This is a genomic window from Ligilactobacillus sp. WC1T17 (genome assembly GCA_900110005.1).
Taxonomy (GTDB): domain Bacteria; phylum Bacillota; class Bacilli; order Lactobacillales; family Lactobacillaceae; genus Ligilactobacillus; species Ligilactobacillus ruminis_A.
In genome coordinates, this window is record FOCC01000007.1 from 97794 (window position 1) to 121191 (window position 23398).

Consider the following 23398-nt stretch of genomic DNA (forward strand, 5'->3'; position numbering starts at 1 on the left):
TCAATCCTTTCAATCTTCTTTAATTTCAATTAAATTTTTTCCAAAAAGAGCTTCGGCCTGTTCCACCAGCGCATTTTCTGCTTTTTGAGCCGGAACATGATCAGGCTCGGCTTGGTCGGTTGGAGCAGGTTCAGCTGCAGCGTTTTGCTTTTTACGTTCACGCCATTTGGCTGCAAAAGTATCTCTGGCTTCGTTCCATTGCTCTTGGGGAGCATAGATAACTTTTTTCACTGGCCCATAAATCCGCTCTAAGCTGCTGGTGAAACTTTGCTGCAGGTCTGGATTAGCTAAAATCCGGCTACAGATAAAAGCATTACTGCAAATCAATAAAATACCTTCAGGCCCTGCAGCTGCCGGTTTACAAAGTTTAAACATCGCCTGCGTTGGTGTCGGCAGGATATTTAAAATATCAGCCCATTCAGCCAATAAGCGATTGCGGTCGCCTTTAGTAGCCGCATTTAAAATAATTTCAATATCTTTGAGATTTAATTTAACGTCCGGCTGCTTTTTATGCGGGGATACCTTGGGCACCGGTGCACTGATTTTAGTGCTGTTACCAGGATGCTGCATTAAATCGTGGACTTGTTTGGTCAACGTATCAACCTGCTGCCGCAGACCGTCAATTTCCGCCTCTGTTTGACTATCAGCCGCCGTTGGGAGCTTTTTAGCAGCCTTTAACCGCGCTAATTTGACGGTCAAAACTTCTAAATAAACTGATTCATGGCTGGAATAGCGCATATTTTCCTGCTGCTCATTTAAAATATCAATCATCTGATACAATAAATCAGGCTGGCTTTGGCTAGCTAGCGTTTTAAACTCATCATCCATTAAGCCCAATTCACTTTCTTCCACCATCTGTGGCGCTTGCTTATACAGCAAAAGATCACGACAATAATTAATCAAATCTTCCAGCAGGCGTTTGGCATCTTTGCCGTCTTGAATAAAGGCGTGAATGGTCTTTAAAGCATCAACTGTTTGGCCGGCTTGAACTTGCTTGACATACTGTGACAAGTTTGCCTGCGCAACTGAACCGGTAACCAACAGCGCATTATCCAAAGTAACCTCATTATCACCAAAAGACAACACTTGATCCAAAATGCTCAATGCATCCCGCATCCCGCCTTCAGCTGCTTTAGCAATCACCTTTAAGGCTGAAGAATCATATTTAAACTGTTTTTGATCCAAAATATACTGCATCCTAGCTAAAATAGCCTGGGGCGTAATCCGCTTAAAATCAAACCGCTGCGTTCGTGAAATAATCGTAGCCGGGATCTTATGCGGATCAGTTGTCGCTAGGATGAAGACCACCTTAGCCGGGGGTTCTTCCAGGGTTTTTAACAGCGCATTAAAAGCGCTGGTTGACAGCATATGTACTTCATCAATGATATAAACCTTGTAGCTGGCCTTAGTCGGCGGATATTTTACCTTATCGCGGATATCGCGAATTTCTTCAACGCCGTTATTAGAAGCAGCGTCGATTTCAATGACATCATTTAACCTGCCTAAGGTGATATCTTGGCAAATATCACATTGATTACAAGGTTCGCCTGCTTTTTGGTTAGGACAATTGATTGCTTTGGCAAAAAGTTTTGCACAAGATGTTTTCCCCGTTCCACGCGGCCCTGCAAACAGATAGGCATGGGTTGTTTGCCCAGTTGCCAAAGCATTTTTTAAAGTTTTGGTAATCATATCCTGGCCGACTAAATCATCAAAAGTTTGTGGCCGCCAAACACGATATAAGGCTTGATAACTCATCGCACTGCTTCCTTTCGTAATTTATTTCAAAAAAAAACTCGATCCAAAAGGACCGAGGCTCAATTACATCATAACAAGGAGCACATGCCAAACCAAACTTAGTGCTGCTTCCTTCCGGACCTGACACGCTTCGTAAGGACAACATTGCCCCAAGGCCTTACGGCAACTACTATCATACCGTAAATTCAAATAAATTTCCAGTCCTTTGCTTAAAAAAATAAATATTTTTACCTAAGCACGCAACTGGCTGAAAAATTTTTCCAGCAATTGGCGGCACTTCGCTTCGCATAAACCTTTTTTAACATGCGCTTGGTGGTTGAAACGCGGATCAGTGACTAAATTCATTAAAGTTCCGCAAACACCAGCTTTGAGGTCAGAAGCCCCATAATAAATATTTTTGATGCGAGCATTGATAATTGCGCCGCTGCACATGGGACACGGCTCTAAAGTAACATATAGGTCGCATTCATCCAAACGCCAGCTGTCAAGGGTCATATTAGCCTGTTTAATTGCTAGACATTCAGCATGCGCTAAAGCATTATGCGTTGTTTCTCTAAGATTGTGCCCGCGCCCAACGATTTTCCCCTGATGCACAATCACACAACCAATGGGCACTTCTCCCAAATCATAGGCTTTTTGAGCTTCGTTGAGCGCTTCTTTCATCCATTTTTCATCCATTATTTAATACTCTGCAAAATATAATAGCCTTTATCTTTAGCGATAATTTGACAGTTGCCATAAACTTCCGTCATTTTTTTCTTAGCTGACGGCGCGCCTTGTTTTTTTTGCAAGACGGCTAACACCATTCCGCCTGTTGCCAAATGTTCTTTAGCTTCTGTCAGCATAGTATGAACGACATCCTTGCCTGCTCTAATCGGCGGATTGGTAATAATCGCTGTAAAGTCGGCAGCTTGCACCTTGTCATAAATATTTGACTGGTGAATATTAACATTCGTCAAACCGTTTAAAGCTGCATTTTGCTTGGCTAAATCAAGTGCTAACTCGTTGACATCAACCATTTCAACGTTAGCTTGCGGATTTTTTTTAGCTAAAGCTAAGCCGATTGGGCCATAGCCGCAACCCAAATCCAAAATCTTTGAGCCTAAATTTTCTTTTCCAGCCGCTTCGATTAAAACTCTGGAACCAAAATCAATTGTTTTTTTGGAAAAAACCCCGTTGTCCGTAGTAAAAAGCAGGTCATTTCCCAATAAAGTAAAAGTAAACTGCTTTGGTGCGTGAACAACATCAGGGTTTGCTGAATAATAATAATTTTCTGTCATTTTTACCTACCCCTAAATATCAAAAAAGGAGCGCTAATTAACGCTCCACGCAATGCGCTCGATCGGAATTGAACCGATGACCTACCGCTTAGGAGGCGGTTGCTCTATCCTGCTGAGCTACGAGCGCAAACTCAACTAAAAAAGCTGCCATATGGCAACTTCTTTAGTATAATATAAGTCATTTCCCAAAGTCAACTTTTAATAGCCTGCTTCAAATTCCTTTAAAACCTTGACAAAGTTGTGCTTTTTAAGCCAGCCTAAACTCATATTTTTGATGCGATCTTGCACCACTGTCAATAATTTGGCCTGCTTAAGCTGTTCAAAATAAGTCACATCAACTTCATTAGGTCCAACAGCCACTAAATCATATCCCATCTCCATGGTTTCATCTTGACTTTTAGCCATCATATGCAAAGCTTTATTTTTGACTACTTTAACGATTGTCAATTCAACCGTTTGACCGTCATTAATCTTAGAGAGATAAGTTTGATTTTCAAGTTCATCGCTAGTTAAATTTTTACCAGTTTCTTTGTTAAGATCATAAAGCGCCGTTTCAATTAAACGTGCGAATAGGTAGTCGGCTGAAACATGTAATCTCGTTGTTACTTTCATAAAATCATCGCCCTCCTATTAATTTATTTAATCGTAACGTTGATTGTTTGAGAAAATTACAACAGTCCTTTAATAAAAAGCGACTTTTTTATTAAGATTTCTTTACTTTCCGTTTACCCTTGTTTTTTTGATCTCTTTGGCGCTTCTTCTTATGCTTTTTAGCCTTAGGTACCGGTTCATTTTGAACTTTAGGTGCCTGCTTTTTGACTTTTCTTTCCGGCTGGTCCATCTGGGCTTGCGCTTTGTCAGCCACCAGCTGCTTGTTGTAAATAAAGCCCGGCTTAAAGTCGAAGTTTTCGCCAGCTGCTAACTGTTTAAATTTGCGCAGGTCATGCTCATTGCCAAGGTTGACCACCAGTCCTTTTTCACCCATTCTGCCGGTTCGGCCAACTCGGTGAATATAAGTATTAACATCCCTTGGCAAATCAAAGTTAACCACCGCCGGCAATTTTTCAATATCTAATCCGCGGCAAGCTACATCAGTCGTTAAAACCAGACGTACCGTCCTTTTTTTCAGACTTGTCAAAGCTTTTTGCCGTTCAACCTGCCTTTGGTCACTGACCAACCGGGCAACAGGAACCTGATGGTGCACTAATTTTTCATAGGTATCTTTTAATTCAGCACTTTGCTTAAAGAAAACTAAGGCATAAAAACCGTCAACCTGGGCTAATTTGCGCAAAGCTTCCACCCGTTTTCGCTGCGGCACTTCCACGAGATAGTGGTCAACAACCCCTCTGGTATGGTCTTGTTGCCGTACATCGCACACAGCTACTTCGATACCAAACCAGCGGTGCAATTCATCTAAAACTTGGGTCTTCGTAGCCGAAAAGAAACTCAAATTAACATCCGCTTTAGCACAACTGACTAACTTGCGGCAATCTTCACGTGTTTCTTCCTGTGAAAGCAATTCATCGGCTTCATCAATCACAATAGCTTCAAGGTTGTGTAATTTAAGCTTTTTAGTTTCAACTAAGTTTAATAAACGACCTGGAGTGCCAACAATGACTTCCGGTCTTTGCTTGAGTTTTTCAATTTGTCTTTTAACATTAGCGCCGCCAATCAAAGCTTGCGTATTTAATTCAAGCAATTTACCCCACGGCCGAATTACTGCTGCAATTTGAGCTGCTAATTCTTGCGATGGTGCGATAATTAAAAGCTGCGGACCATCTTTTGGCAAAAGCTTTTCTAATAGCGGCAAAGCATAAGCCAGGGTTTTACCACTACCCGTAGGAGCTAAGCCCAAGACATTTTTACCAGCCTGCAAAAGGGGGTAAACTTCCTTTTGAATGAGCGTCGGTTCTTTAAAGCCCTGTTCTTGGAAATATTGCGTAAATTTTTCGTTCATATTGTTCTCTCTTCCGTGTAAAACTTATATTCTTAAGATAACATTTAGCTGCCTGACTTGCAAAAAAATTAATCCTTACTATGTCTTTTTAAACAGTCAAATTTTCCAATTATGTTACAAAAAATCATTTTCATTTCAAGCGTGTTAAACCACTATATTATATAACCATTTAGTGCTATATTATTAGTAAGATAACATGGAAAGGAAGCACTTCGATGACTGATAAGAGCTTAATCAATAAATTAGGCCGTTCAATTATTAATAATATTTCTCACAAGTTTCATAAACAAAAAATGAAGCAGCTAAAAACTGCCCTACCTTTGATTTATGCTGGAACATGGCTTTTTATTGATGATTTAAGTCGCAAAAAACATAAGCTCGAAATTACTGTCGATTTGCGTATCCTAATTGATAAGCATGAACTGCCTGGCAAGGTGGAACAATTGGATGAACACAACCTCATCTTTTTAGATAACTACGGCTACCATTTAAAAGTCACGGCACAAGATTACCACCCAGTAACTGTGTTTGATGAAGCCGACAACCGTTCATATAATCTCAGCGAATATTATAAAAATGGAAAAATATAAAAAGACCGCTAAAAAAGCGGTCTTTTTTTTACTGCAATTGTGAAGCCAGCTGCTTGTTTTTAAGTAGGCCCTGCACTAACAGCAAAGCCAACACTGCCTTCAAGCTGTCTCCTGGAATAAAGGCAATATTAGCTGCCAAAGCCTTGATTAAAGACATATGTTCATAAACGGAAAGCCATAAAGCACCACAGCCATCAATAAATAAAACGCCAAACAGCCAAATAAAAATAAATTCTTTAACCACCTGGTGTTTAGGATTGAAAATTTTTTCGCAGCTTCCCATCAGCCAAGGTGTCAACAGCCAAGCAAATAAGTATCCCCCTGTCGGCGAAAGAAAGTGGGCTATGCCGCCTGATCCGCCCGTCAAAAAAGGCAAGCCGCAAGCAACCAGCAGCAAAAAAGTACCCACGGTTAAGGTCCCTTTTTTAGGTCCTAATAAAAGTCCGGCTAAGATAACGCCTAAATTTTGTAAAACAATCGGCACCGGAATAAAGCCTAATGGAATGCCCGGAAAAAGTCCAAGCACAATCAGCAAGGCCAACATCAAGGCCATTTGGGTAATATCTTTGATTTTCACATTTGTTCCCCCTCGTTAACATTTTTTTAAAAATAGTTAACATTATTTGAAGTAGATGGTTTGATGCAGGCGACAGCGCGGATTAAAGGCATGCCGGCAAAAAGGACACTGCCCCATTTGGTATTGATCAAAGGTTAACGTTTGGCGACAATTACCGCACAAAACCGGTGCCGAATCATCTTTAGAAACGGCGGCAAACGGATGCTTCTCCAATGCATCATGACACTGGTAACAGGCATAATATTTTTGACATTGGCCGCATTTTAAAGCCACAATGTCAACTTGCAAATGGTAGTGGACACAGCGTCCTTTAGCATCTACATCCACACCATAAATCTGCATCATAAAACCCCCTTCTGTCATATTATTGAACAAAAGAGGGTTTTTGTCAACCTATCTGTAGAAATAGGTTGTTATTTTAAAATTTTATGGTAACTCTGCAACTCTTCTTGCCGGTAGCAGCAAAAATAAATCTGTAGGTAAATATCCGGATGCTGTCTAACCCATGCAACCACTGTTTCCAGCGCAATTTTGGCTGCCTCATCTAATGGAAAACCATAAGCCCCCGTCGCAATACAAGGAAAAGCAATACTTAAAACGTGTTTTTGCAAAGCCAGATCTAAACTAGCCTGATAACAAGAAGCCAGATTAGCATAATCCTTGGGTTGTGCTTTAAAAACAGGCCCCACTGCATGAATGATGTAATCAGTATTTTTAAGCTTAAAACTTGGGGTAACCTTAGCTTGACCGGTTGGGCAGCCCAATAAGGCTTTACAATAAGCCTTAAGTTCTGGCCCAGCCGCTTGATGAATCGCACCATCCACGCCGCCACCTCCCAAAAGACTTTCATTAGCCGCATTGACCAATGCGCCCACATTTAAATCTAAAACGCTGGCATTAACAGCTTGAATACCGACTTGGGGTAAAGCTTCTAATTGAGCAAAATCATTGTTTTGCCAGCTGAAAGTCGACGTTGGTGCATTAAACTTAAGTTGCGGCTCATCTTTTAATAAATTTTTTAAATAATCAAACTTGAGGTCTTGTGCCTGCGGCAGTAACTTTTCAACTTGAGCTGTATAAATGATTTTGTTTTCATCATCAAAAGCAACCAGCAAGTCTTCTTTCACACAATGTTTTAAAGCTAGCCAAACAGCCTGCTTATTTTTCGTCAGTTCGTAATTTTTTAACTCCCGCACCAGCTCTAATTCAGCATCCATTTGAGCTTTTTTATCTTTTTGCGGGCTTTCAACTTTAATTTCACCATCATTTTCATAAGCCTCAACATCTTGCGGCGTTGCCTTGCGCACAATCTTTTTGATTTTAGCCAAATCATAAGGCGCATTTTGTGGCTGAGCATACAAAAGCTCTTCAACCCGCACAATTGTATAGTAGTCATTAGCCAGTGCCACTACAAAATCACCAACATCAACGTCAAAATCACATAAATAAGTATATTTTTTCTTACTCTCAGGACTAAAGCTGACTTTAACAAAGCCCAGGTCGCCTTTGTGCTTAATTGGTCTCCCAAAGACACCAGGATTGACTGCTTCAAAGAAATTACCGTCTTCAAAGAAATCTAATACATACTTGGCGAATTCTCCAAAGTCTTTTGGCAAACCATCCTTGGTAAAAACACCGGTAATTGTTTCAGCTTTGCCATAACGGTAACTAAGTTCCATCCGGTAGTGATAATGGTCTTTTTCAGCGAGTTGTGACTCATTTTCCCCCTCTACTTGCGTCAAAAAGTTCTGATTTTGAAACTGGTCGAATAAAGCCGTAACGTTTTGGGGATCAAATATCCGGTAATCCCATTTAGCGTCTGTACCTAAAGTCCGCAAATAGCGCACCGTTTGATTGACTTTATCTAATTCCAAAATTTCTTGGTAATCAAGGTCTTGCGGTGACGTATGGTGGTAATAAAGCGTGATTTTTTCTAATGGATTTTGCTGGTCGCGGCCGTCAAATAAAACCAGTTCCGGCAAATCAAAATAATCCCGCAAAAAATCAGACAAAGTTTCGGCTTCTTTTTCAAAAAAAGCACCGCTATCAAGCAGCTTTTGCCCTTTTGTATCAGTAAAAACGGCAATATATTCACCCTTAAGATAGTAAGTATCAGCTGTCTTCGCTTTTTTTGTCAGCATTTCAAATAAGCGGTTCAGCAGCTGATTGAGTTCATTTTCAGGATACTGCCGCTCAAGATGCCTTTTTACCGAGCCTTGTTCATCATAAACCGTTAATTTAAAAGTGCCGTCTTTTTGTAAAATAAGCTGCTGGTGGACAGCCACATTTCCCAAGTAATCATTTTTGAAAGAATCAAGACAAAAGCTAGCAATTGGCAGGCCAAAGCCGTTTTTAACAAGTAAACTATTGGTTACAGTCACCAGCCGCGCTAAAATTCGCAAGGCCAGGTTAGCATCAAAAGGCGTCTGTTTAATTTCAGCTTGCAAGGCTAAATGAAATAAAGACGCCCCCAATAATTCAGGGTCGTCAATTTTAAGCAGATGTTTGGTATGCTGCTCATCTACTAAAAATAATTCATCAACATTATCATATTTTAATTGCATCAAATAGCACTGCTTTAATAATTCTTTAGCTGTTAATTTCTTTTGAGCCAACAATTTGAAATTTTGGCGGGCAAAAGCCTGCAATTTCAAATTTCGCGCCTGTTTTTGCGTTAATTTTCCCATGTCTATTGGTGGGATCAGTTGGCTTTGATTTACTAAAGTTAAAATCCATTTAAGCATCGTTCCATCGCTTAACAATAAATTGACTGTTTCAAAATCTTTTTTAGTTAATAAATACCGCAAAACATTAGTCAAATCTGTTTCATTTTCAACTATAAATTGCTTTTTGCCTGCCACCATCTGGATTTTTAGCTGTTTTTGATAGTCAGCTGACAATAGCGTTTGATTTTCATGGGCAAAATCAATCCACATATTTAAAAGTTTGCTATAAACGTTTTTGATAAAGTCAAGATCTGCTGTTTGCTGGCATTTTTCAAAATCAGGCACTAGCGCCAACAGCTTTTCCAGGATTGTTTGTGCTCCCATAAGTTCACCTCATTTATTTTATCCTTTCTTTAATATAGCATATCTTGCCGACAGGCTCGCCCATTTTGCCTTATTTGCATTTGATTTTTGCTTTAACAAAAAATTAAGAAAAAATTTAATCAACTTTTAACTTATGTGCCGCGTTTTTTTTTGCTAAGATAATCAACGTTATCAATTTGCAGAAAAAAAGTCTTTTGATTCATTTATTTTCTGTAAAATACTGAGAGGAGAGATTTTGATAATGGAAAATGCAACTGTAAAACCAATGAAAGCCGTCGTCGAAGTTAACCATCCTTGGTTGGCCATGTCTTCGATGCTGATTGGTGCGTTCGTTGGGATGTTGAGCGAAACTTCATTAAACATTGCCCTCCCAACACTTGGAAAATACTTTGGTGTTGAAACTGGTACATTACAATGGCTGGTTACAGGCTACATGCTGGTGATTGGGATTGTTTTGCCATTTTCAAGTTTAATTTCAAAATGGTTTACGACTAAGCAAATTATTACTTTTGCTTTAGCTGACTTTATTGTTGGTTCTTTGATTTCAGGCTTTGCCAATAGTTTTGCCATGCTTTTATTCGGCCGCATGGTGCAAGGAATTGGTACCGGACTTATTTTACCGTTAATGTTCACGGTCGCCATGCTCATCTTCCCGCCTAATAAAATTGGGACTGCGATGGGGATTAATGCTTTGGTTATTATGTTTGCTCCGGCAATTGGACCAACTTTAACCGGTATTTTACTTGGTGCTGCTTCTTGGCAGGCTGTTTTCTTTAGTTTTGCTATTATTTTGGCTATTGGTTTAGTTTTAGCTTACGTTGGCTTGGCTAATGTAAGTCAAATCACCAAACCAAAAGTTGATTTATTATCTGTTTTAGGCTCTGCCCTTGGTTTTTCAGCTTTAGTAGCCGGCACGAGTTTTGCCAGCTCACAAGGATGGACTTCACCGTTAGTTTTAGGCCTCTTAGCTTTCGGAATTATCGTCTTAGCCTTTTATGCTCGGCGCCAATTGCGCTTAGCTCAACCGGTATTGAACCTGCACGTCTTTCAAAAACCGGCCTTTAGAACTGGTGCTATCTTGGTCATGATTGACTTTGGGATTATTTTGTCAGCAATGTTCTTATTGCCGCAATTCATCCAAAATGCTATGCTTTTGCCAGTTGCAATGACCGGTATTCTGATGCTTCCCGGCGGGGTTGTCAACGCCGTTGTTTCGGCTTTTGCTGGTCGCTTATATGATAGCTTTGGAGCTAAAGTGCCAGCTCGCTTAGGCTTTTTAATTGCTTTTGTGGGTGCTGTCATGTTTGCTTTTGCAGCTAAAAATGCTTCAATCGGTTATGTGATTTTAGCTCATGTTATCATGATGATTGGTTGTCCTTTAGCAATGTCACCTAGCCAAACACATGGTTTAAATGCCTTGCGCGGACCTGAATCAGCTGATGGTTCAACCATTATGAACACCTTGCAGCAAATTGTCGGCGCCATTGCAACAGCCTTGGCTACCAGCTTCTTAGCTTTGGGCGAAGCTAGTGCTCATACAGCTGATAAAGCTGCTTCCTTCACCAATGGGGTTCATTACGGCTTTTACTTCACAGCCTTTTTAGCCTTGCTAGGTTTTGTAATTTCATTAACCCTACACGACCGCGATAAGAGTGAAGACGTTAAAATGTAAGCAAAAAAAGCTTTCCAAATTTTTTGGAAAGCTTTTTATTTGGTCAATTCATAGCTTTTTGAAATCAACCCTTGGATTTTATCCAGCTTAACATCGTTTAAAATAAGGGTAATCCATTTTTGCTTATTCATATGATAAGCTGGATAAATCCCCGGCTCTGTAAATAAAGCTGCAACCTCTGCTTTAGGCAATTTCACATCTAAAATACCCACCCGCTTGGCTGTAGTTAAGCCTAGCACTTGGGCGTCAACATCCATCACAATGCCATACCATTTACGACTTTTTTGATGACGTAAAACCGCATAGTTAGGATATTTTTGCCATAAATATTCTGGAGTTGTGCCATAGCTGGCTGAGATATATGCAAATAAATCTTGACGTTCCATTGAAATTCCTCTATTATAATAATTTAGGTGCCAACCTCAGCCGGCATCTTCGGACGAGCTGCCAGTTCGGGCAGCAAGATGGCCGGCAAACTTAAGCGCCCCGCTTCAACTGGAACTTGAAACGGGGCGCTTTTTTTAGAGCAACTTTTCAATATCGCCTGCAATTCTTTGGGGTTCAACTGTTGGAGCAAAGCGTTTAACAACCTGACCCGAACGATCAAGCAAAAATTTGGTAAAATTCCATTTAATAGCTCCTCCTAAAAGACCGGTTTTCTCATCTTTTAAAAATTGATATACCGGGCTGGCTTTGTCACCATTGACATCAATTTTAGCAAACTGAGGAAAAGTTGTAGCATATTTGAAGGTACAAAAATCATGAATTTCATTATCTGTTCCCGGAGCTTGATGGCCAAATTGGTTGCATGGAAAATCTAAAATTTCAAAACCCTGCTGGCGGTAAGTTTGATACAACTTTTCTAGGCCTTCATATTGCGGCGTAAAACCGCAGCCAGTGGCGGTATTAACCACCAGCAGCACTTTTCCTTGATACTTAGCTAAAGAGACGTCTCGGCCTTGATAATCTTTGACGGTATAATCATAAATACTCATCATATCACCTGCTTTACTTTTCTTTCATTTTAACAATAAAAGACAGCTTTTTCTAAACAAAAGGCCTTAGTTTATCTTGGGCTTAAAAACTGTGGGCAAAAGCACTTTCAGGATGAAAATACTGCTTGCCAAATTCATCAATCAAGTCGTGAAATTCCTTAGCATCAGCTGGCATAAACGGCTCTTCTAAAACATTTAACACCTTAGCCAAAGTTTGATAATCGCTGAAAGTCTGCCCTAACTTGCCTAACAGGATACGGGCATATTTATTGTGAATCACAGTCATATTTTTGATACCATGCAAATAATCCATGAAGCGCTTTAGCTTTATTTTTATAAAAGACAGCTGGCCACAGTAACGCTTCTAACTCGCTTGGTGTCTGCTTTAAAATGTCTTCAACTTAATAATTCGTTTTAGCTTTAAGCAGGCTTGAAGCCTTTTCAGCGTTATTTTGCGTAGTATTTTGAATCAAAACAGCTTCCACCAGCACCTGCTCTTTGGTGGGCGCTGGCCACCAGTTGGTTGGAACCATTTCAGTCAGCATTTTTTGATATAAATCATATAAGGTTAATTCCATTTACTCACCTGAAATCTTTAAAATTATGCCGATAAATCAGCATTCCTAGCATAAAAGTTATAAAATCAGCGACCGGCTGGGCTAAAACGACACCATGATAACCAAATAGACGCTGCATCACAAACATCGCAGCCAAATAGGCAACTCCCTGTCTTAAAAGCGCCATGGCTAAAGCAGGCAGCCCCATCCCAGCAGATTGAAAGACCGTCGTAAAGACTAAAATAGCTCCAATAAAAGGGGTAGTGATCAAACAAGCTCTAAGCATATACGACCCGTCTGCAATAATTTGAGCATTATTCATAAATAATTTCACAACGGGACTGGCTAAGGCCATTAAAATAACCGACGCAATTAAAGCATAGACCACTTCGACTTTAAAGTCATATCGCAAGACTTCATGGAATCTGGGCGCATTTTTCGCCCCGTAATTGTATCCGATTAAAGGTTGCGCACCAAAAGCAAAGCCCACCAAAACAAGCACCACAATACTGTAAACTTTTTGGGTAATCCCCATCGCTGCTACTTTATCTGTACCATAAATAACCAAAGCATTATTCAACAAAGCCATGGAAAATGTCTGCATAAAATTCGTCACTGAAGCTGGAATCCCAATCGCTAAAATCGCTTTGATTTCATCCGGCTTAACTTTGGCTTCTTTAGGATTAAGCGTCAAATACCGGCTTTTTTTAACTGTCACATAGACTAAAATCCCCGTATTCACAGCATATCCCAAAACATTAGCCAAAGCGACCCCAAAGGATCCCCATTTGAAGATAAACAAAAAAACCGGGTCTAAAATAATCATTAAAATCGTACCTGCCAGGGTAGCCAGCATCGACTCCATGGCTAAACCTTCTGTACGAACCATATTGCTGGGAACTAGGGAAACTGTAATAAAGACCGAGCCCAACACTAACATCTGATAAAAGGCTCTTGCATAAGGCAGCGTATCGCTTTTAGCACCCAATAGCTGCAGCATCGGATTTTGCAGCATCAGCAGAATCGCGGTTAAAACTAAAGATACCACAATGGCACTATAAAAAGAAAAAGCACTAACCTGGCGACTTTTGGCATACTCTTTAGCCCCAAATAACCGCGAAATGAGCGCACTTCCGCCTAAGCCGAAAATATCGCCAACTGCAATCATAAAGGTAAATAAAGGCGCCCCCACCGTAATGCCTGCAACTAAATTAGTATTACCAGTCTTAGCAACAAAATAAGTATCTGCTAAACTATAAACCATCCCAATAATCATACTGAAAACAACCGGCAAAGCTAATTTAAAATAAACTTCTTTGACAGGTGCTTTTTCAAAAAATTCATCCATTCAAGTCACCCCATAATAAAATTATTCAACTTGATTAGTTTAGCAAAATTTTTAAATTGCAAGCAAGCAAAAAAGGCTCAAATAAGCACTATTTGAACCTTTTTCACTTAGTTTTTAAAAATACGGGTAGCCTCAACAGCTTTTAACCAGCCTTGATATAACTTTTGGCGGTAATCTTGATCCATCTGCGGCGTAAACGTTTTACCAATAGCAACACTTTGCTTTAATTCTTCTAAATCTTGCCAAAAACCTGTGGCTAATCCTGCTAAAAAAGCAGCCCCTAAAGCCGTCGTTTCAACATTTTTGGCCCTTTGTACCGGAATATTCAGCAAATCAGCCTGAAATTGCATCAAATAATCATTTTTAGCTGCACCACCATCGACCCGCAGAGCCGGAATTGAAATTTTGGTGTCCGCAACCATCGTATCTACCACATCTCTTGTCTGATAAGCCAGTGACTGCAAGACAGCCTTAATGAAATCGGCTTTGGTCGTCCCCCGAGTCAAACCAAAAACGGCCCCTCTGGCATCACTATCCCAATAAGGAGCCCCCAGGCCGGTAAAAGCGGGAACAACATAGACTTCATCATGGTTTTGCGACTGATAAGCAGCTTTTTCAGAATCCTTCGCATCTTTTAAAAGTCCCATGCTGTCGCGCAGCCATTGCAAGGCCGAACCAGCTACAAAAATGGATCCTTCCAGCGCATAGTTAACCTGACCTTGGATATTGTAAGCCACTGTCGTCAGCAGGTTATTTGCAGATAGGATCGGCTTTTTGCCAGTATTCATCACAATAAAGGCCCCTGTCCCATAAGTATTTTTAACCATTCCTTTTTCCAAAGCCAATTGACCAAATAAAGCTGACTGCTGGTCACCCACCAGTCCGGCAATGGGAACCTCGCCTCCATTGAAGTAATAAGGTGCAGTCGTCCCGTAAATTTCGGCGTTGCTCTTAATTTCAGGTAACATAGCTGCCGGAATATCTAATAAGTCTAAAATTTCCTGGTCCCACGTCAAAGTATTAATGTTAAACAGCATTGTACGGCTCGCGTTTGTTTGGTCGGTAACATGAACCTTGCCGCCGGTAAGCTTCCAGGTAAGCCAGCTGTCAATCGTTCCAAAAAGCAGTTCGCCACGCTGTGCTTTTTTATCGGCCCCTGCAACATGATCTAAGATCCAGCGGATTTTGGTAGCGGAAAAATAAGGATCAATGATTAAGCCGGTTTTTTGGTGAAGTTTGGCGCTCAACCCGGCTTTTTCAAGTTTTTGCGCAATGGACGCCGTTTGCCGTGATTGCCAAACAATCGCATGATAAATCGGCTTACCGGTCTTTTTATCCCAAATAACAGTTGTTTCCCGCTGGTTGGTAATCCCGATGCCGCTAATTTCATCAGGTTTGACGCCTGATTTGATAAAAACACCTGCAATGGTGGCTAACACCGCATTCCAAATCTCATCTGCATCGTGTTCAACCCAGCCTGGTTCCGGAAAATATTGAGGAAATTCCTGTTGGCTTTCAGCAACTTTATGTCCTAATTTATCAAATAAAATTGCCCTCGTACTCGTCGTACCTTCATCAATGGCCATGATATATTTCATTTTCTCACCTCAAGAAAGCGTTTTATCTTATTATACAACAAAAGCACACTAAAAAAGTGTGCTTTTCTACGGTTACGTACAATAATATTTTGAGGATACTAGTTGATTGCCGGTTAATCGTATTTTCAGCTATTATTATGCCTTTTCTTAAGCTGATTGTATATTAGTTTTTCCGCAAGGAAGTATAAACAAAAATTATACTCATTCGGTTGGATGCCGCTCGCCTAACTGGAAATCAGCACTGTGTTCAAACATATACTTAACGGTGATTGGCTTTTTGCCGGTTAATTTGGTGAAATCACTCACCGCAACATCTAAAAAGCCTTCCCGAACCGTAGTCCCAAAGGTCACCATTCCTTCAGATGTTGCTTGAATCGGACTATGCGTAAAATCACCGTCTGTATTGCGGGGAACTCCAATCGCATCAAAATAGGCATACAATTCTTCATCAGTCTTTTTGATATACTTAATCTGGTTATGTGTCACTTGGTTAGCCACAGATAAAAAACGGGTATAATCAAAAGGCTCGCCCCCATTGATATTGAGTACAGCCCGGTGCAACAAATCATTATTCAAAGCACAAGCAGCACTCAAAGCAGCATCTTTGCGGGAAATAAACCAAACTCGGCCATCACCCATATTCTTCTCAATGGCATCTTCATGATTATCTACAGCCCTGAAATAATCTGTCACAAAAGCTTCAGCAAATAGCGAATTGCGCAAAAAGATATAATCTAAAGAGGTATTTTGAATTAAAGCTTCAGTATAGCCGTGATCTTTATTTTCAATGCTGGGATTAAAAGGATTGCCCGCGGATAAAACAGACGTATAGATAATTTGACCCACATGTCCTTTGACACAAGCATCAATGACATTTTTATGCGCTAAGCGCCGTTTTTCGCCTGCAAAAGGCATGGAAATCAGCAAAACTTTATCAGCATTTTGATAAATATCAGCTAATTTATCCGGTTTATTAAAATCAGCAACAGCCGTTTTGATGCCCATCTGAGCATACTTTTCCAACCTATCAGCCCTGGGTGCGGTAAAAAGCAAATCTTCTTTTGGAATCATCTGCAAAACATCTTCAGCTACTAAAGCGCCAAAATTGCCATCGACCCCGTTAACGACGATTTTTCGCATACCAACTCCCCCTTAATTATCCAATGAATGCCGATCGCCGATTTGGAAATCAGCACTGTGTTCGAACATATATTTTACCGTTAAAGGATCTGAACCCGTAAGTTTTTTGAATTCATTTGTTTTAAGATCCATCTTGCCTTCACGGATAGCTTGGCCGAAGGTAACCATCCCTTCAGAACTGTAAGGAGCAGCTGAATGTTCTTGAAACTTGCCGTCTGTTGTCCGTGGAACCCCCATTGCATCAAAAGCTTGATAGGTTTCTTCATCGCTGACTTTTTGATAAACGACATGATTGCCACTGGCTTGGTTGCCGATTTCGATAAATTGGCCCAAAGTCATTAATTCAGGCCCGTTGCAGTTAACTACCCGGTAATGCAAATCATAGGCTAAAAGAGCATAGGCCACTGCTTTAGCACAATCTTTGCGCGAAATATATGCCATCAATCCATCGCCTTGATTGCTAGTCATCACGCCGCCATTTTGGGCGAAACTGTAATAGCTGGTAATCATTGCTTCAGCATATTGAGAATTGCGCAAAAAGATATAGTCTAGTCCGCTATTGATAATGTAATTTTCCGTGTAGGCATGGTCGATTTTTTCTTTGCTGGGGTTGGTGGGATCGCCGGCATTAACAAGCGAAGTATAGACAATCTTTTGCACGCCGGCCTCTTTAGCCGCATCCACCACATTTCGGTGAGCTCTTTGCCGTTTTTCACCGACAAAAGGCATGGAAATCAGTGCCAAGACACTGCCATTTTCAAAGGCCTCTGCCAACCCTTCCTTATGATTGAAGTCTGTCTGCTTTGTTTCAATGCCCAAGTCAGCATATTTTTGCAAAGCTTCCTTGGAGTATCCACAAAAGACCAGGTTTTTATGTTCCGTTAATTTCATTAAATATTTCGCTGCTTGAGCACCTAAGTTGCCATCAACACCAGTTAAAATAATTTTTGTCATTGAAACCGCCTCCGTTTTTTATTTACAACCTTAATATATGTGATTTTTTTAACAAATGCAAGCGGTTAATTTATATACTTAAAATAGTTTTTGCCTATGTTGCTTAACCTGATTTAAAAAAGCGGTCTGCTCTTTTGAAAGAAGCTTTTTAGGATAGGCCAAAAAGATATGATAACTGTGCGGCGAGTCAATGATATCAAGCAATTTAATCCCATAATGCTGCAGATTTTGGGCATCGTTTTTGGTAAAAAAGCCGAGTAATTTTTTATTTTTGATTAAAAAAAGCTCACTTTCAATGTCACTTGCTTCACTGGCAATCAGCGGCGTAAAGCCTCGCTCTTGTGACCTTTTTAACATAATCTGCCGTGACTTTCCCAAGGCTTCCTGCGTTAACATGACCCAAGGATATTGATAAATTTCTTCCAGCGTGACTTGCATTTTTGGCGCTAGCGGGTGATCTAAACTCACAGCAGCCTGATACTTTCCTTGTGCTAAGTCTAAGCAAGTTAAATCTGATCCAACAAAAGCCGAATAAAATGCCACCGCAAAATCATAGACCCCTTGCTTCAATTTAGACGCCAATTGACTGAGCTTTTCTTTTTGAACGGTATATTCAAGCTTATTTTCGCCCAGCAGCCGATCTAAAATGCGCAAATCAAGCAAAGATGCATAGGCAATTTTTACCGGACGCTTAACATTAGCAAACGGCTCCATCACTTGCCTTAACTGCTGAAACTGTTTTACGGCCTTAAGTGCATTATGATAGAGAACTTGGCCAGCTTCTGTCAAAGTTACCGGCTTGGTATGGTTGAATAATTGGCAGGAAAAATACGCCTCTAACTCGTGCACCTGCTGAGAAATACTCGCCTGAGCAACATGATTTTTGGCCCCTGCTTTGGTAAAGCTGCCTAAATCAGCCACATCGATAAAATATTGCAATTTTAGAATTGTCAGATTCATCAAACTCTAGCCAATTATAACAAAAAAGCCAAGGAACTCCTTGGCTTTAGCTTATGCTTCTTGTTTAATTGAAGGAGCTGTTTCCATAGGATTGCTCCAAAAACTCAAAGCACTAATCGCATTGATAATATAGTAGATGTACTTGCCGACATTGGCAAAGTTGCCCTGCACAAAAGCTTTAATTAATTGAACAAAATCATAGAAAAGCCAATATTGCCATTGCATGGTCAACTTCATCGCATTTAGCACATTAGCCCCTAAAGAAAGCCCAAAGGCAAAGACAATAATCCAAAAGAGCGGTTGACTAGTACCGTCGGCCCAGCCAATCAAGTTTGTGGCAAAGGAAAAAGCAAAACTTAAAATAAAGATCGCCATAATTGCCAAAATACCCTTCGTCCCCGTCAAAGGCTTTGACGCTTGGTATTTTTCTGTCTTCATCCATTTATTAATTGCAAACGTATAGATAATAAACGTTACCGGATAAGTAATGACAGCTGCTTTGTTACCCAAAATATAATCAATTGTACCTGATAAAACAACATTAATAATACCAATAATATTACCCAGGTTGCTCATCCGTCCTGTCAACCTGGTTGACATGATTGACAAACCTGAGTTAAAAATGGAAATCAAACCAAAAGGTACAAAGACAGCCCAAGCGCCAAAATGGCCCACATCAGCTAAGGTTTCAGTCAAATAGCCGCTGGCAATAGACGCCGCCACTACAATCGCAATTCCTAATAAATCAAACCATTTAGACTTGGCAATTTTGTGTAATAACATTATAAAACATCTCCTATTTGTTTTTAGCGAGCCGTTTCGGAAGCAACGCTCGTTAATTAATTTGTGTACATTACACTTAAAATAAAGTTTATCACTACAGCGAAAATATGCAATAGTTTTAGCTAAAAAAAGTCTTAATAACCTAATATAATCACTATCTTCATTGAAATTTCAAAGTAAAATGATAAAACGGTTCATTTCACCAAGTACAATGTAGTTAGGAAACTATACAAGGAGTGATTCATATGAATATTTTAGTTACAAACTCCTCGGGACGCTATAGCCGCTTGGCATTAAATTTTTTGCAGCAGCTGGCTCCTGAGGCCAACCTTTTTTGCCTCATCCAAGATGAAAAAGATGCCGTTTCGCTAGAAGCCCGCGGCATTAATGTGCGGGTGGCCGATTATTTCAATAAAGCTTCCCTCATCCGCGGCTTGAAAGATATTGACCGCGTTTTGCTTGTTTCACTCCCTACCCCTGGTATTCAACAAAATTTTATCGAAGCTGCTGACATGGCCGGTGTCAAATTTATCGCTTATACCAGTTTAGCCGGACTTAAATTTGACCGGATGGGCTTTCAAGTCGACCATCAAGCCACTGAAGATATGATTTCTGCCAGCAAAATTGACCATACTTATTTGCGCAACGGCTGGTACTTGGAAAACTGCCAGCCTTACTTAAAAACTGCCGTAAAGACGGGGAAATTTTGGTATGTGGCTGATCAGGGAACGGTATCTTTTGCCTTGCGGCGCGAATTTGCCGAAGCTGGAGCTAGACTGATTTTGCAAGAACAGCCTAAGCGTCATATCACTTTGACAAGATGGGCTTATTCTTACCCTGAAATTGGCCAAGCCTTGGCTTTGGCTTGCCAAAAAGATTTAGAAATCAAAGCCGTCGATGCAGATACCTTCATCACCTACCTCACCCAAGCCGGTGTTCCTAGCAAGCACGCCTATAAAGAACTGACATTTCAGCAATATGTCAAAGCTGGCCACAATGGCGAAGAATTATCTGATCAGCGGGTCTTAGAAGACGTCTTGGGTCGCAAACTTGAGCCTTTTGCTGAAATCGTTAAAGAAGTTATCCGTAACTAAAAGCTAGTTTTACTAGCTTTTTTTTATTACAAAGAAGCTTATAATAAAAACAATTATTTAGTAAGGAATGATTTTATGAAACCTTTAATCGCTATCGGCGCGATTCCCTATGATTACGCCCGCGAGCAGCATGCTAATAATAAGCTTTACTACATTCCTCAAGGCTATGTTCATGCCGTCACACAAGCCGGGGGAATTCCCATCGTCGTCCCGCCCTTTACCAACGCTTTAGACACCAATGTCAAGGAACTGCTGCAGCGGGTTAACGGCCTTTTACTGGCAGGGGGCAGCGACGTTTCGCCTTTAAATTATCATGAAGAGCCCCATCAAAAATTAGGCAGTATTAATGAACGCCGCGATCAAGCTGAGCTTTCACTGGTAAAACAGGCTATAGCCCTAAATTTGCCGATTTTAGGCATCTGTCGTGGGCTACAGCTTATCAATGTCGCTTTAGGCGGCAATTTATATCAAGATTTGAGTGAAAATACCGCCTTTTATATTAAGCACCAGCAATATGGCACTAATTGGGAAACACCTACCCACTCTGTCACACTACCGGTCAAAGGCACTGTTTTAGACAAAGTCTTCAAAGACACTAAACCTTTGGTAAACTCTTTGCACCACCAGGCTGTCAAAGACTTGGGAACTGGATTAAGGGTTATTGCCCAAAGCCAAGATAATTTAATTGAAGCCGTTGATATGCCAAAATACGGTAAATTACTAGCAGTGCAATGGCATCCTGAAGCCCAATACCTTCATAATCCGCATCAATTAGCCATTTTCCAATGGCTAATTAACCAAGCCCAGTAATAAAAAATGTCTTGGATTTCTCCAAGACATTTTTTGTTTATTTAATGGTGACATTGCGATAAAAGACAACCGTCCCATATGGTGAAATTTGGAAATGCTTGACTTTGGAATTAAGCAGATAAGCCATTTCACCTTGGTAAATCGGTGCGGTAAAGGCATCTTGTTTAATCAGTACTTTTTCAGCTGAAATCAACGTTTGCCAACGTTTTGTCTCTTTAGTGGCATAGGTGGTAGCAGCCCGATTAAGCAGGTTCCAGAAGTTTTGGTTCTTGTAATCATCATCTAAATGATACTGGCCGCCATCTGATATATAGTTGACCGGGTCAGCGTAATCCGGCTGCCAAGTTCCATAAACAATGTCAAAATCATAGTTTGTCGTATTAGCCAACCGCGCCTTCAAAGGAATGGAGCGCACCTTAACTGTTAAGCCGGTTAAATTTTTTTGCAGTTGGCTTTGCATATATTCTCCCACCCGCTTGGAATCAGTCGTATCCGACGTTAAAATTCCCAGGGTAATTTGTTTTTTACCTAATTCAGTTTGGGCTAACTTCCATTGTTTTTTAGCTTCTTTTAAGTTATACGTCAGCATATTGCCAGCATCTTGGCGATAATCATGGTCCGTTGCTGTATTATATGCAAAGTTCTTAGGCACAATACCATTTAAGGGCTGGCCTGCATATAAAACATTTTTGACGAGCATTTTTTTGTCAAAAGCTTGGGCAATGGCTTTTCGCAAATGAACATTAGCGGTGTTGGTCCGTCTCAAATTAAAGGCAAAATACCCGATTAAGGGCGTGGCCTTAGTGTGATAGCCGGCCGTCGTCTTATATTGGTTGATATAATCCGTCGATAAGGCGGTATAATCCAATTTTTTCGTTTGGTAAAGCTTAGCAGCAGTTGAAGTATCTTTTTCAACATGAACTTTGACCTCTTTGAGCTTTACATCTTTTTTAGCATAATAGTACTTATTCTTGACATAACTCCATGTTAAATTAGTCCCTGTCCATTTGGTAACCGTAAAAGGCCCATTATAAACAGCTTTGGTGGCTGTTGTTCCGTAATTTTTGCCATATTTAGCGGCAATTTTTTGATCTTGCGGATAAAAAGGCGCCCCCGTAAGTAATTCAGGCAGGTAAGAAATCGGCGCTTCTAAAGTGACCTGCAGGGTGTATTTATCCAAGGCTTTAACACCCAACGTTTTAACGTCTTGGCCTTCTTTAGCAATGGCGGTCCCATTTTTGATAGCTTTAAACCGCTGAGAATTAGGCGAAGCCGTCGTGGGGTCGACTGTTTTTTGCCAAGCATAAACATAATCGCCAGCCGTTACAGCATCACCGTTTGACCATTTAGCATCTTTGCGCAAGGTAAAAGTATACGTCTTTTTATCTGATGAAACCTTAACCTTGCTGGCCCCCGCTAAAACCGGCTTATTTTTTGATTGAAACGGTACAAACCTTCATAAGTATTCTGCATAGCTTCAAGACTAGTTGTATCCGAATAATCACTCGGATCAAGTGTCGCCATTTCAGCCATAACAGCGGTACTAAGTACTTGTTTAGTGGTTGTTTGTGTGGTTTGCTTATTTCCACATGCTGCCAAAAGTAAAGCACTGCCGGCTACGGTCAAAGCAAGTAGTTTTTTCCCCATCTAAGATCCTTTCCTTCTTAAAAAATTTTTAGTATTTTCTTTATTATATTTTTCAAAATGTTTCCTGTCCATTAATAAGACTTAAGCTTGCTGATTGAACACAAAAAGCCTAGGAGCTTAACTCCTAGGCTTTAATTAAGCTTTACTTTTTGGCATCAAAAGTGAACTTATTTGTTTCTGATTGCAAGTTGTTAGCAACATCTTTCAATTCGCCCACATAGCCTGTGAATTCATCCATCGTTGCCAAAACTTCTTCGGCATTAGCTGAAACTTCTTGCGTACCAGCCGCATTTTCTTCCGTAGAAGCAGAAACACTTTCCAAACCTTCCAACACGTCAGCTTGAACTTTTTCAATCCGGTTTGAAGCTTCCGTGATGCCGGCAACGTGTTCAACCATCTTATTGTTGCGCTGGTAAACTTCGTTAGTCGACCTGATAGCGCTGATGATTAAATCAGTCTGCTTCTTGCCACCGTCAATGGAAGTCTTGGTCTGATCAACCATTTCAGTAGACTGTTGTTGAATATTGTCGATGATTGTGGCAATTTCCTTAGTTGACGAAGCACTTTGTTCTGCCAGCTTTCTGATTTCGGCAGCCACAACGGAGAAGCCTTTGCCGGCTTCACCGGCACT

Annotated in this window: 23 protein-coding genes, 1 tRNA gene, 1 other RNA gene and 1 pseudogene; 4 read left to right on the plus strand and 22 right to left on the minus strand. The window is 40.5% G+C overall.

Going from position 1 to position 23398, the window contains the following annotated elements; translation table 11 throughout:
- Positions 1 to 9 precede the first annotated feature (9 nt).
- The 7 genes from dnaX to BMX26_RS05870 all read right to left on the minus strand — a co-directional run bounded on the left by dnaX (position 10) and on the right by BMX26_RS05870 (position 4992).
- Positions 10 to 1755 carry a DNA polymerase III subunit gamma/tau gene (gene dnaX / locus BMX26_RS05840; RefSeq protein WP_075530527.1) on the minus strand — a complete coding sequence of 582 codons (1746 nt, stop codon included), beginning with the start codon at positions 1753 to 1755 and terminating at the stop codon, positions 10 to 12.
- Positions 1756 to 1826: 71 nt separating this feature from the next.
- An RNA gene (ffs, locus tag BMX26_RS05845) (signal recognition particle sRNA small type) lies at positions 1827 to 1909 on the minus strand.
- A gap of 77 nt (positions 1910 to 1986) precedes the next feature.
- A complete protein-coding gene (gene tadA, locus BMX26_RS05850; RefSeq protein WP_075530528.1) occupies positions 1987 to 2433 on the minus strand; it encodes a tRNA adenosine(34) deaminase TadA in 447 nt (148 codons plus the stop codon).
- Positions 2433 to 3035 carry a class I SAM-dependent methyltransferase gene (locus BMX26_RS05855; protein ID WP_075530529.1) on the minus strand — a complete coding sequence of 201 codons (603 nt, stop codon included), beginning with the start codon at positions 3033 to 3035 and terminating at the stop codon, positions 2433 to 2435. Before BMX26_RS05855 ends, tadA begins: the two co-directional genes overlap by 1 nt.
- 53 nt (positions 3036 to 3088) lie before the next feature.
- Positions 3089 to 3162, minus strand: a tRNA-Arg gene (locus BMX26_RS05860).
- 71 nt (positions 3163 to 3233) lie between these two features.
- A complete protein-coding gene (locus BMX26_RS05865; RefSeq protein ID WP_075530530.1) occupies positions 3234 to 3647 on the minus strand; it encodes a DUF3284 domain-containing protein in 414 nt (137 codons plus the stop codon).
- Positions 3648 to 3738: 91 nt separating this feature from the next.
- Positions 3739 to 4992, minus strand: coding sequence for a DEAD/DEAH box helicase (locus BMX26_RS05870; RefSeq protein ID WP_075530531.1), 1254 nt, complete (start codon positions 4990 to 4992; stop codon positions 3739 to 3741).
- Positions 4993 to 5207: 215 nt separating this feature from the next.
- On the opposite strand from BMX26_RS05870, the gene BMX26_RS05875 reads away from it, so the two are divergent.
- Complete coding sequence (locus BMX26_RS05875) at positions 5208 to 5582, plus strand: DUF4828 domain-containing protein (protein WP_075530532.1); 375 nt, start codon at positions 5208 to 5210, stop codon at positions 5580 to 5582.
- A gap of 28 nt (positions 5583 to 5610) precedes the next feature.
- On the opposite strand, the gene BMX26_RS05880 is transcribed toward BMX26_RS05875, so the two are convergent.
- From BMX26_RS05880 to BMX26_RS09890, 3 genes are all read right to left on the minus strand, one after another.
- Entirely contained in the window at positions 5611 to 6135 is a 525-nt protein-coding gene (locus tag BMX26_RS05880) for a biotin transporter BioY (RefSeq protein WP_412771405.1), read from the minus strand.
- A gap of 66 nt (positions 6136 to 6201) precedes the next feature.
- Entirely contained in the window at positions 6202 to 6504 is a 303-nt protein-coding gene (locus BMX26_RS05885; RefSeq protein ID WP_173647852.1) for a CHY zinc finger protein, read from the minus strand.
- Between the two features lie 68 nt (positions 6505 to 6572).
- Positions 6573 to 9209 (minus strand): macro domain-containing protein, encoded by a 2637-nt coding sequence (locus BMX26_RS09890; protein WP_412771404.1) that lies wholly within the window; start codon positions 9207 to 9209, stop codon positions 6573 to 6575.
- A gap of 241 nt (positions 9210 to 9450) precedes the next feature.
- Between BMX26_RS09890 and BMX26_RS05895 the strand changes: the two genes are divergently transcribed.
- The gene (locus BMX26_RS05895; protein WP_082272495.1) at positions 9451 to 10881 is read left to right on the plus strand and encodes a DHA2 family efflux MFS transporter permease subunit; all 1431 of its coding nucleotides are present in this window, start codon (positions 9451 to 9453) and stop codon (positions 10879 to 10881) included.
- A 35-nt stretch (positions 10882 to 10916) separates the two neighbouring features.
- On the opposite strand, the gene BMX26_RS05900 is transcribed toward BMX26_RS05895, so the two are convergent.
- The 10 genes from BMX26_RS05900 to BMX26_RS05940 form a co-directional block, all read right to left on the minus strand.
- A complete protein-coding gene (locus tag BMX26_RS05900; RefSeq protein WP_075530534.1) occupies positions 10917 to 11267 on the minus strand; it encodes an MmcQ/YjbR family DNA-binding protein in 351 nt (116 codons plus the stop codon).
- Between the two features lie 135 nt (positions 11268 to 11402).
- On the minus strand, positions 11403 to 11876 hold the full coding sequence (locus tag BMX26_RS05905; protein WP_082272496.1) for a glutathione peroxidase: 474 nt from the start codon (positions 11874 to 11876) through the stop codon (positions 11403 to 11405).
- A gap of 82 nt (positions 11877 to 11958) precedes the next feature.
- The gene (locus BMX26_RS09750; RefSeq protein ID WP_225355213.1) at positions 11959 to 12189 is read right to left on the minus strand and encodes a hypothetical protein; all 231 of its coding nucleotides are present in this window, start codon (positions 12187 to 12189) and stop codon (positions 11959 to 11961) included.
- Between the two features lie 88 nt (positions 12190 to 12277).
- Positions 12278 to 12454: a hypothetical protein gene (locus tag BMX26_RS09755; protein ID WP_225355214.1), complete on the minus strand. Its 177-nt coding sequence runs from the start codon at positions 12452 to 12454 to the stop codon at positions 12278 to 12280.
- A gap of 4 nt (positions 12455 to 12458) precedes the next feature.
- The gene (locus BMX26_RS05915; protein ID WP_075530536.1) at positions 12459 to 13781 is read right to left on the minus strand and encodes an MATE family efflux transporter; all 1323 of its coding nucleotides are present in this window, start codon (positions 13779 to 13781) and stop codon (positions 12459 to 12461) included.
- A 107-nt stretch (positions 13782 to 13888) separates the two neighbouring features.
- Entirely contained in the window at positions 13889 to 15379 is a 1491-nt protein-coding gene (gene glpK / locus BMX26_RS05920; protein WP_075530537.1) for a glycerol kinase GlpK, read from the minus strand.
- A gap of 201 nt (positions 15380 to 15580) precedes the next feature.
- On the minus strand, positions 15581 to 16519 hold the full coding sequence (locus BMX26_RS05925; protein ID WP_075530538.1) for an NAD(P)H-binding protein: 939 nt from the start codon (positions 16517 to 16519) through the stop codon (positions 15581 to 15583).
- Between the two features lie 12 nt (positions 16520 to 16531).
- On the minus strand, positions 16532 to 17473 hold the full coding sequence (locus BMX26_RS05930) for an NAD(P)H-binding protein (RefSeq protein WP_075530539.1): 942 nt from the start codon (positions 17471 to 17473) through the stop codon (positions 16532 to 16534).
- Positions 17474 to 17551: 78 nt separating this feature from the next.
- The gene (locus tag BMX26_RS05935) at positions 17552 to 18433 is read right to left on the minus strand and encodes a LysR family transcriptional regulator (protein ID WP_075530540.1); all 882 of its coding nucleotides are present in this window, start codon (positions 18431 to 18433) and stop codon (positions 17552 to 17554) included.
- A gap of 51 nt (positions 18434 to 18484) precedes the next feature.
- Complete coding sequence (locus tag BMX26_RS05940; RefSeq protein ID WP_075530541.1) at positions 18485 to 19216, minus strand: nicotinamide mononucleotide transporter; 732 nt, start codon at positions 19214 to 19216, stop codon at positions 18485 to 18487.
- A gap of 245 nt (positions 19217 to 19461) precedes the next feature.
- Here BMX26_RS05940 and BMX26_RS05945 point away from each other — a divergent pair, with 245 nt between their 5' ends.
- Both BMX26_RS05945 and BMX26_RS05950 read left to right on the plus strand, forming a co-directional pair.
- Positions 19462 to 20310 carry an NAD(P)H-binding protein gene (locus BMX26_RS05945; RefSeq protein ID WP_075530542.1) on the plus strand — a complete coding sequence of 283 codons (849 nt, stop codon included), beginning with the start codon at positions 19462 to 19464 and terminating at the stop codon, positions 20308 to 20310.
- A 75-nt stretch (positions 20311 to 20385) separates the two neighbouring features.
- Positions 20386 to 21120: a gamma-glutamyl-gamma-aminobutyrate hydrolase family protein gene (locus BMX26_RS05950; RefSeq protein WP_075530543.1), complete on the plus strand. Its 735-nt coding sequence runs from the start codon at positions 20386 to 20388 to the stop codon at positions 21118 to 21120.
- A 37-nt stretch (positions 21121 to 21157) separates the two neighbouring features.
- Here the strand turns inward: BMX26_RS05950 and BMX26_RS05955 are convergent.
- A pseudogene (locus BMX26_RS05955) lies at positions 21158 to 22767 on the minus strand (peptide ABC transporter substrate-binding protein).
- A gap of 142 nt (positions 22768 to 22909) precedes the next feature.
- Positions 22910 to 23398: methyl-accepting chemotaxis protein (locus BMX26_RS05960; RefSeq protein ID WP_225355215.1), on the minus strand; the 489-nt coding region annotated here is incomplete at its 5' end.

What these genes read in the sequence shown, in the direction of transcription:
- dnaX (WP_075530527.1), bottom strand. Translation starts at nt 1,755, where the DNA reads ATGAGTTATCAAGCCTTATATCGTGTTTGGCGGCCACAAACTTTTGAT.
- tadA (WP_075530528.1), bottom strand. Translation starts at nt 2,433, where the DNA reads ATGGATGAAAAATGGATGAAAGAAGCGCTCAACGAAGCTCAAAAAGCC.
- BMX26_RS05855 (WP_075530529.1), bottom strand. Translation starts at nt 3,035, where the DNA reads ATGACAGAAAATTATTATTATTCAGCAAACCCTGATGTTGTTCACGCA.
- BMX26_RS05865 (WP_075530530.1), bottom strand. Translation starts at nt 3,647, where the DNA reads ATGAAAGTAACAACGAGATTACATGTTTCAGCCGACTACCTATTCGCA.
- BMX26_RS05870 (WP_075530531.1), bottom strand. Translation starts at nt 4,992, where the DNA reads ATGAACGAAAAATTTACGCAATATTTCCAAGAACAGGGCTTTAAAGAA.
- BMX26_RS05875 (WP_075530532.1), top strand. Translation starts at nt 5,208, where the DNA reads ATGACTGATAAGAGCTTAATCAATAAATTAGGCCGTTCAATTATTAAT.
- BMX26_RS05880 (WP_412771405.1), bottom strand. Translation starts at nt 6,135, where the DNA reads ATGGCCTTGATGTTGGCCTTGCTGATTGTGCTTGGACTTTTTCCGGGC.
- BMX26_RS05885 (WP_173647852.1), bottom strand. Translation starts at nt 6,504, where the DNA reads ATGATGCAGATTTATGGTGTGGATGTAGATGCTAAAGGACGCTGTGTC.
- BMX26_RS09890 (WP_412771404.1), bottom strand. Translation starts at nt 9,209, where the DNA reads ATGGGAGCACAAACAATCCTGGAAAAGCTGTTGGCGCTAGTGCCTGAT.
- BMX26_RS05895 (WP_082272495.1), top strand. Translation starts at nt 9,451, where the DNA reads ATGGAAAATGCAACTGTAAAACCAATGAAAGCCGTCGTCGAAGTTAAC.
- BMX26_RS05900 (WP_075530534.1), bottom strand. Translation starts at nt 11,267, where the DNA reads ATGGAACGTCAAGATTTATTTGCATATATCTCAGCCAGCTATGGCACA.
- BMX26_RS05905 (WP_082272496.1), bottom strand. Translation starts at nt 11,876, where the DNA reads ATGAGTATTTATGATTATACCGTCAAAGATTATCAAGGCCGAGACGTC.
- BMX26_RS09750 (WP_225355213.1), bottom strand. Translation starts at nt 12,189, where the DNA reads ATGGATTATTTGCATGGTATCAAAAATATGACTGTGATTCACAATAAA.
- BMX26_RS09755 (WP_225355214.1), bottom strand. Translation starts at nt 12,454, where the DNA reads ATGGAATTAACCTTATATGATTTATATCAAAAAATGCTGACTGAAATG.
- BMX26_RS05915 (WP_075530536.1), bottom strand. Translation starts at nt 13,781, where the DNA reads ATGGATGAATTTTTTGAAAAAGCACCTGTCAAAGAAGTTTATTTTAAA.
- glpK (WP_075530537.1), bottom strand. Translation starts at nt 15,379, where the DNA reads ATGAAATATATCATGGCCATTGATGAAGGTACGACGAGTACGAGGGCA.
- BMX26_RS05925 (WP_075530538.1), bottom strand. Translation starts at nt 16,519, where the DNA reads ATGCGAAAAATCGTCGTTAACGGGGTCGATGGCAATTTTGGCGCTTTA.
- BMX26_RS05930 (WP_075530539.1), bottom strand. Translation starts at nt 17,473, where the DNA reads ATGACAAAAATTATTTTAACTGGTGTTGATGGCAACTTAGGTGCTCAA.
- BMX26_RS05935 (WP_075530540.1), bottom strand. Translation starts at nt 18,433, where the DNA reads ATGAATCTGACAATTCTAAAATTGCAATATTTTATCGATGTGGCTGAT.
- BMX26_RS05940 (WP_075530541.1), bottom strand. Translation starts at nt 19,216, where the DNA reads ATGTTATTACACAAAATTGCCAAGTCTAAATGGTTTGATTTATTAGGA.
- BMX26_RS05945 (WP_075530542.1), top strand. Translation starts at nt 19,462, where the DNA reads ATGAATATTTTAGTTACAAACTCCTCGGGACGCTATAGCCGCTTGGCA.
- BMX26_RS05950 (WP_075530543.1), top strand. Translation starts at nt 20,386, where the DNA reads ATGAAACCTTTAATCGCTATCGGCGCGATTCCCTATGATTACGCCCGC.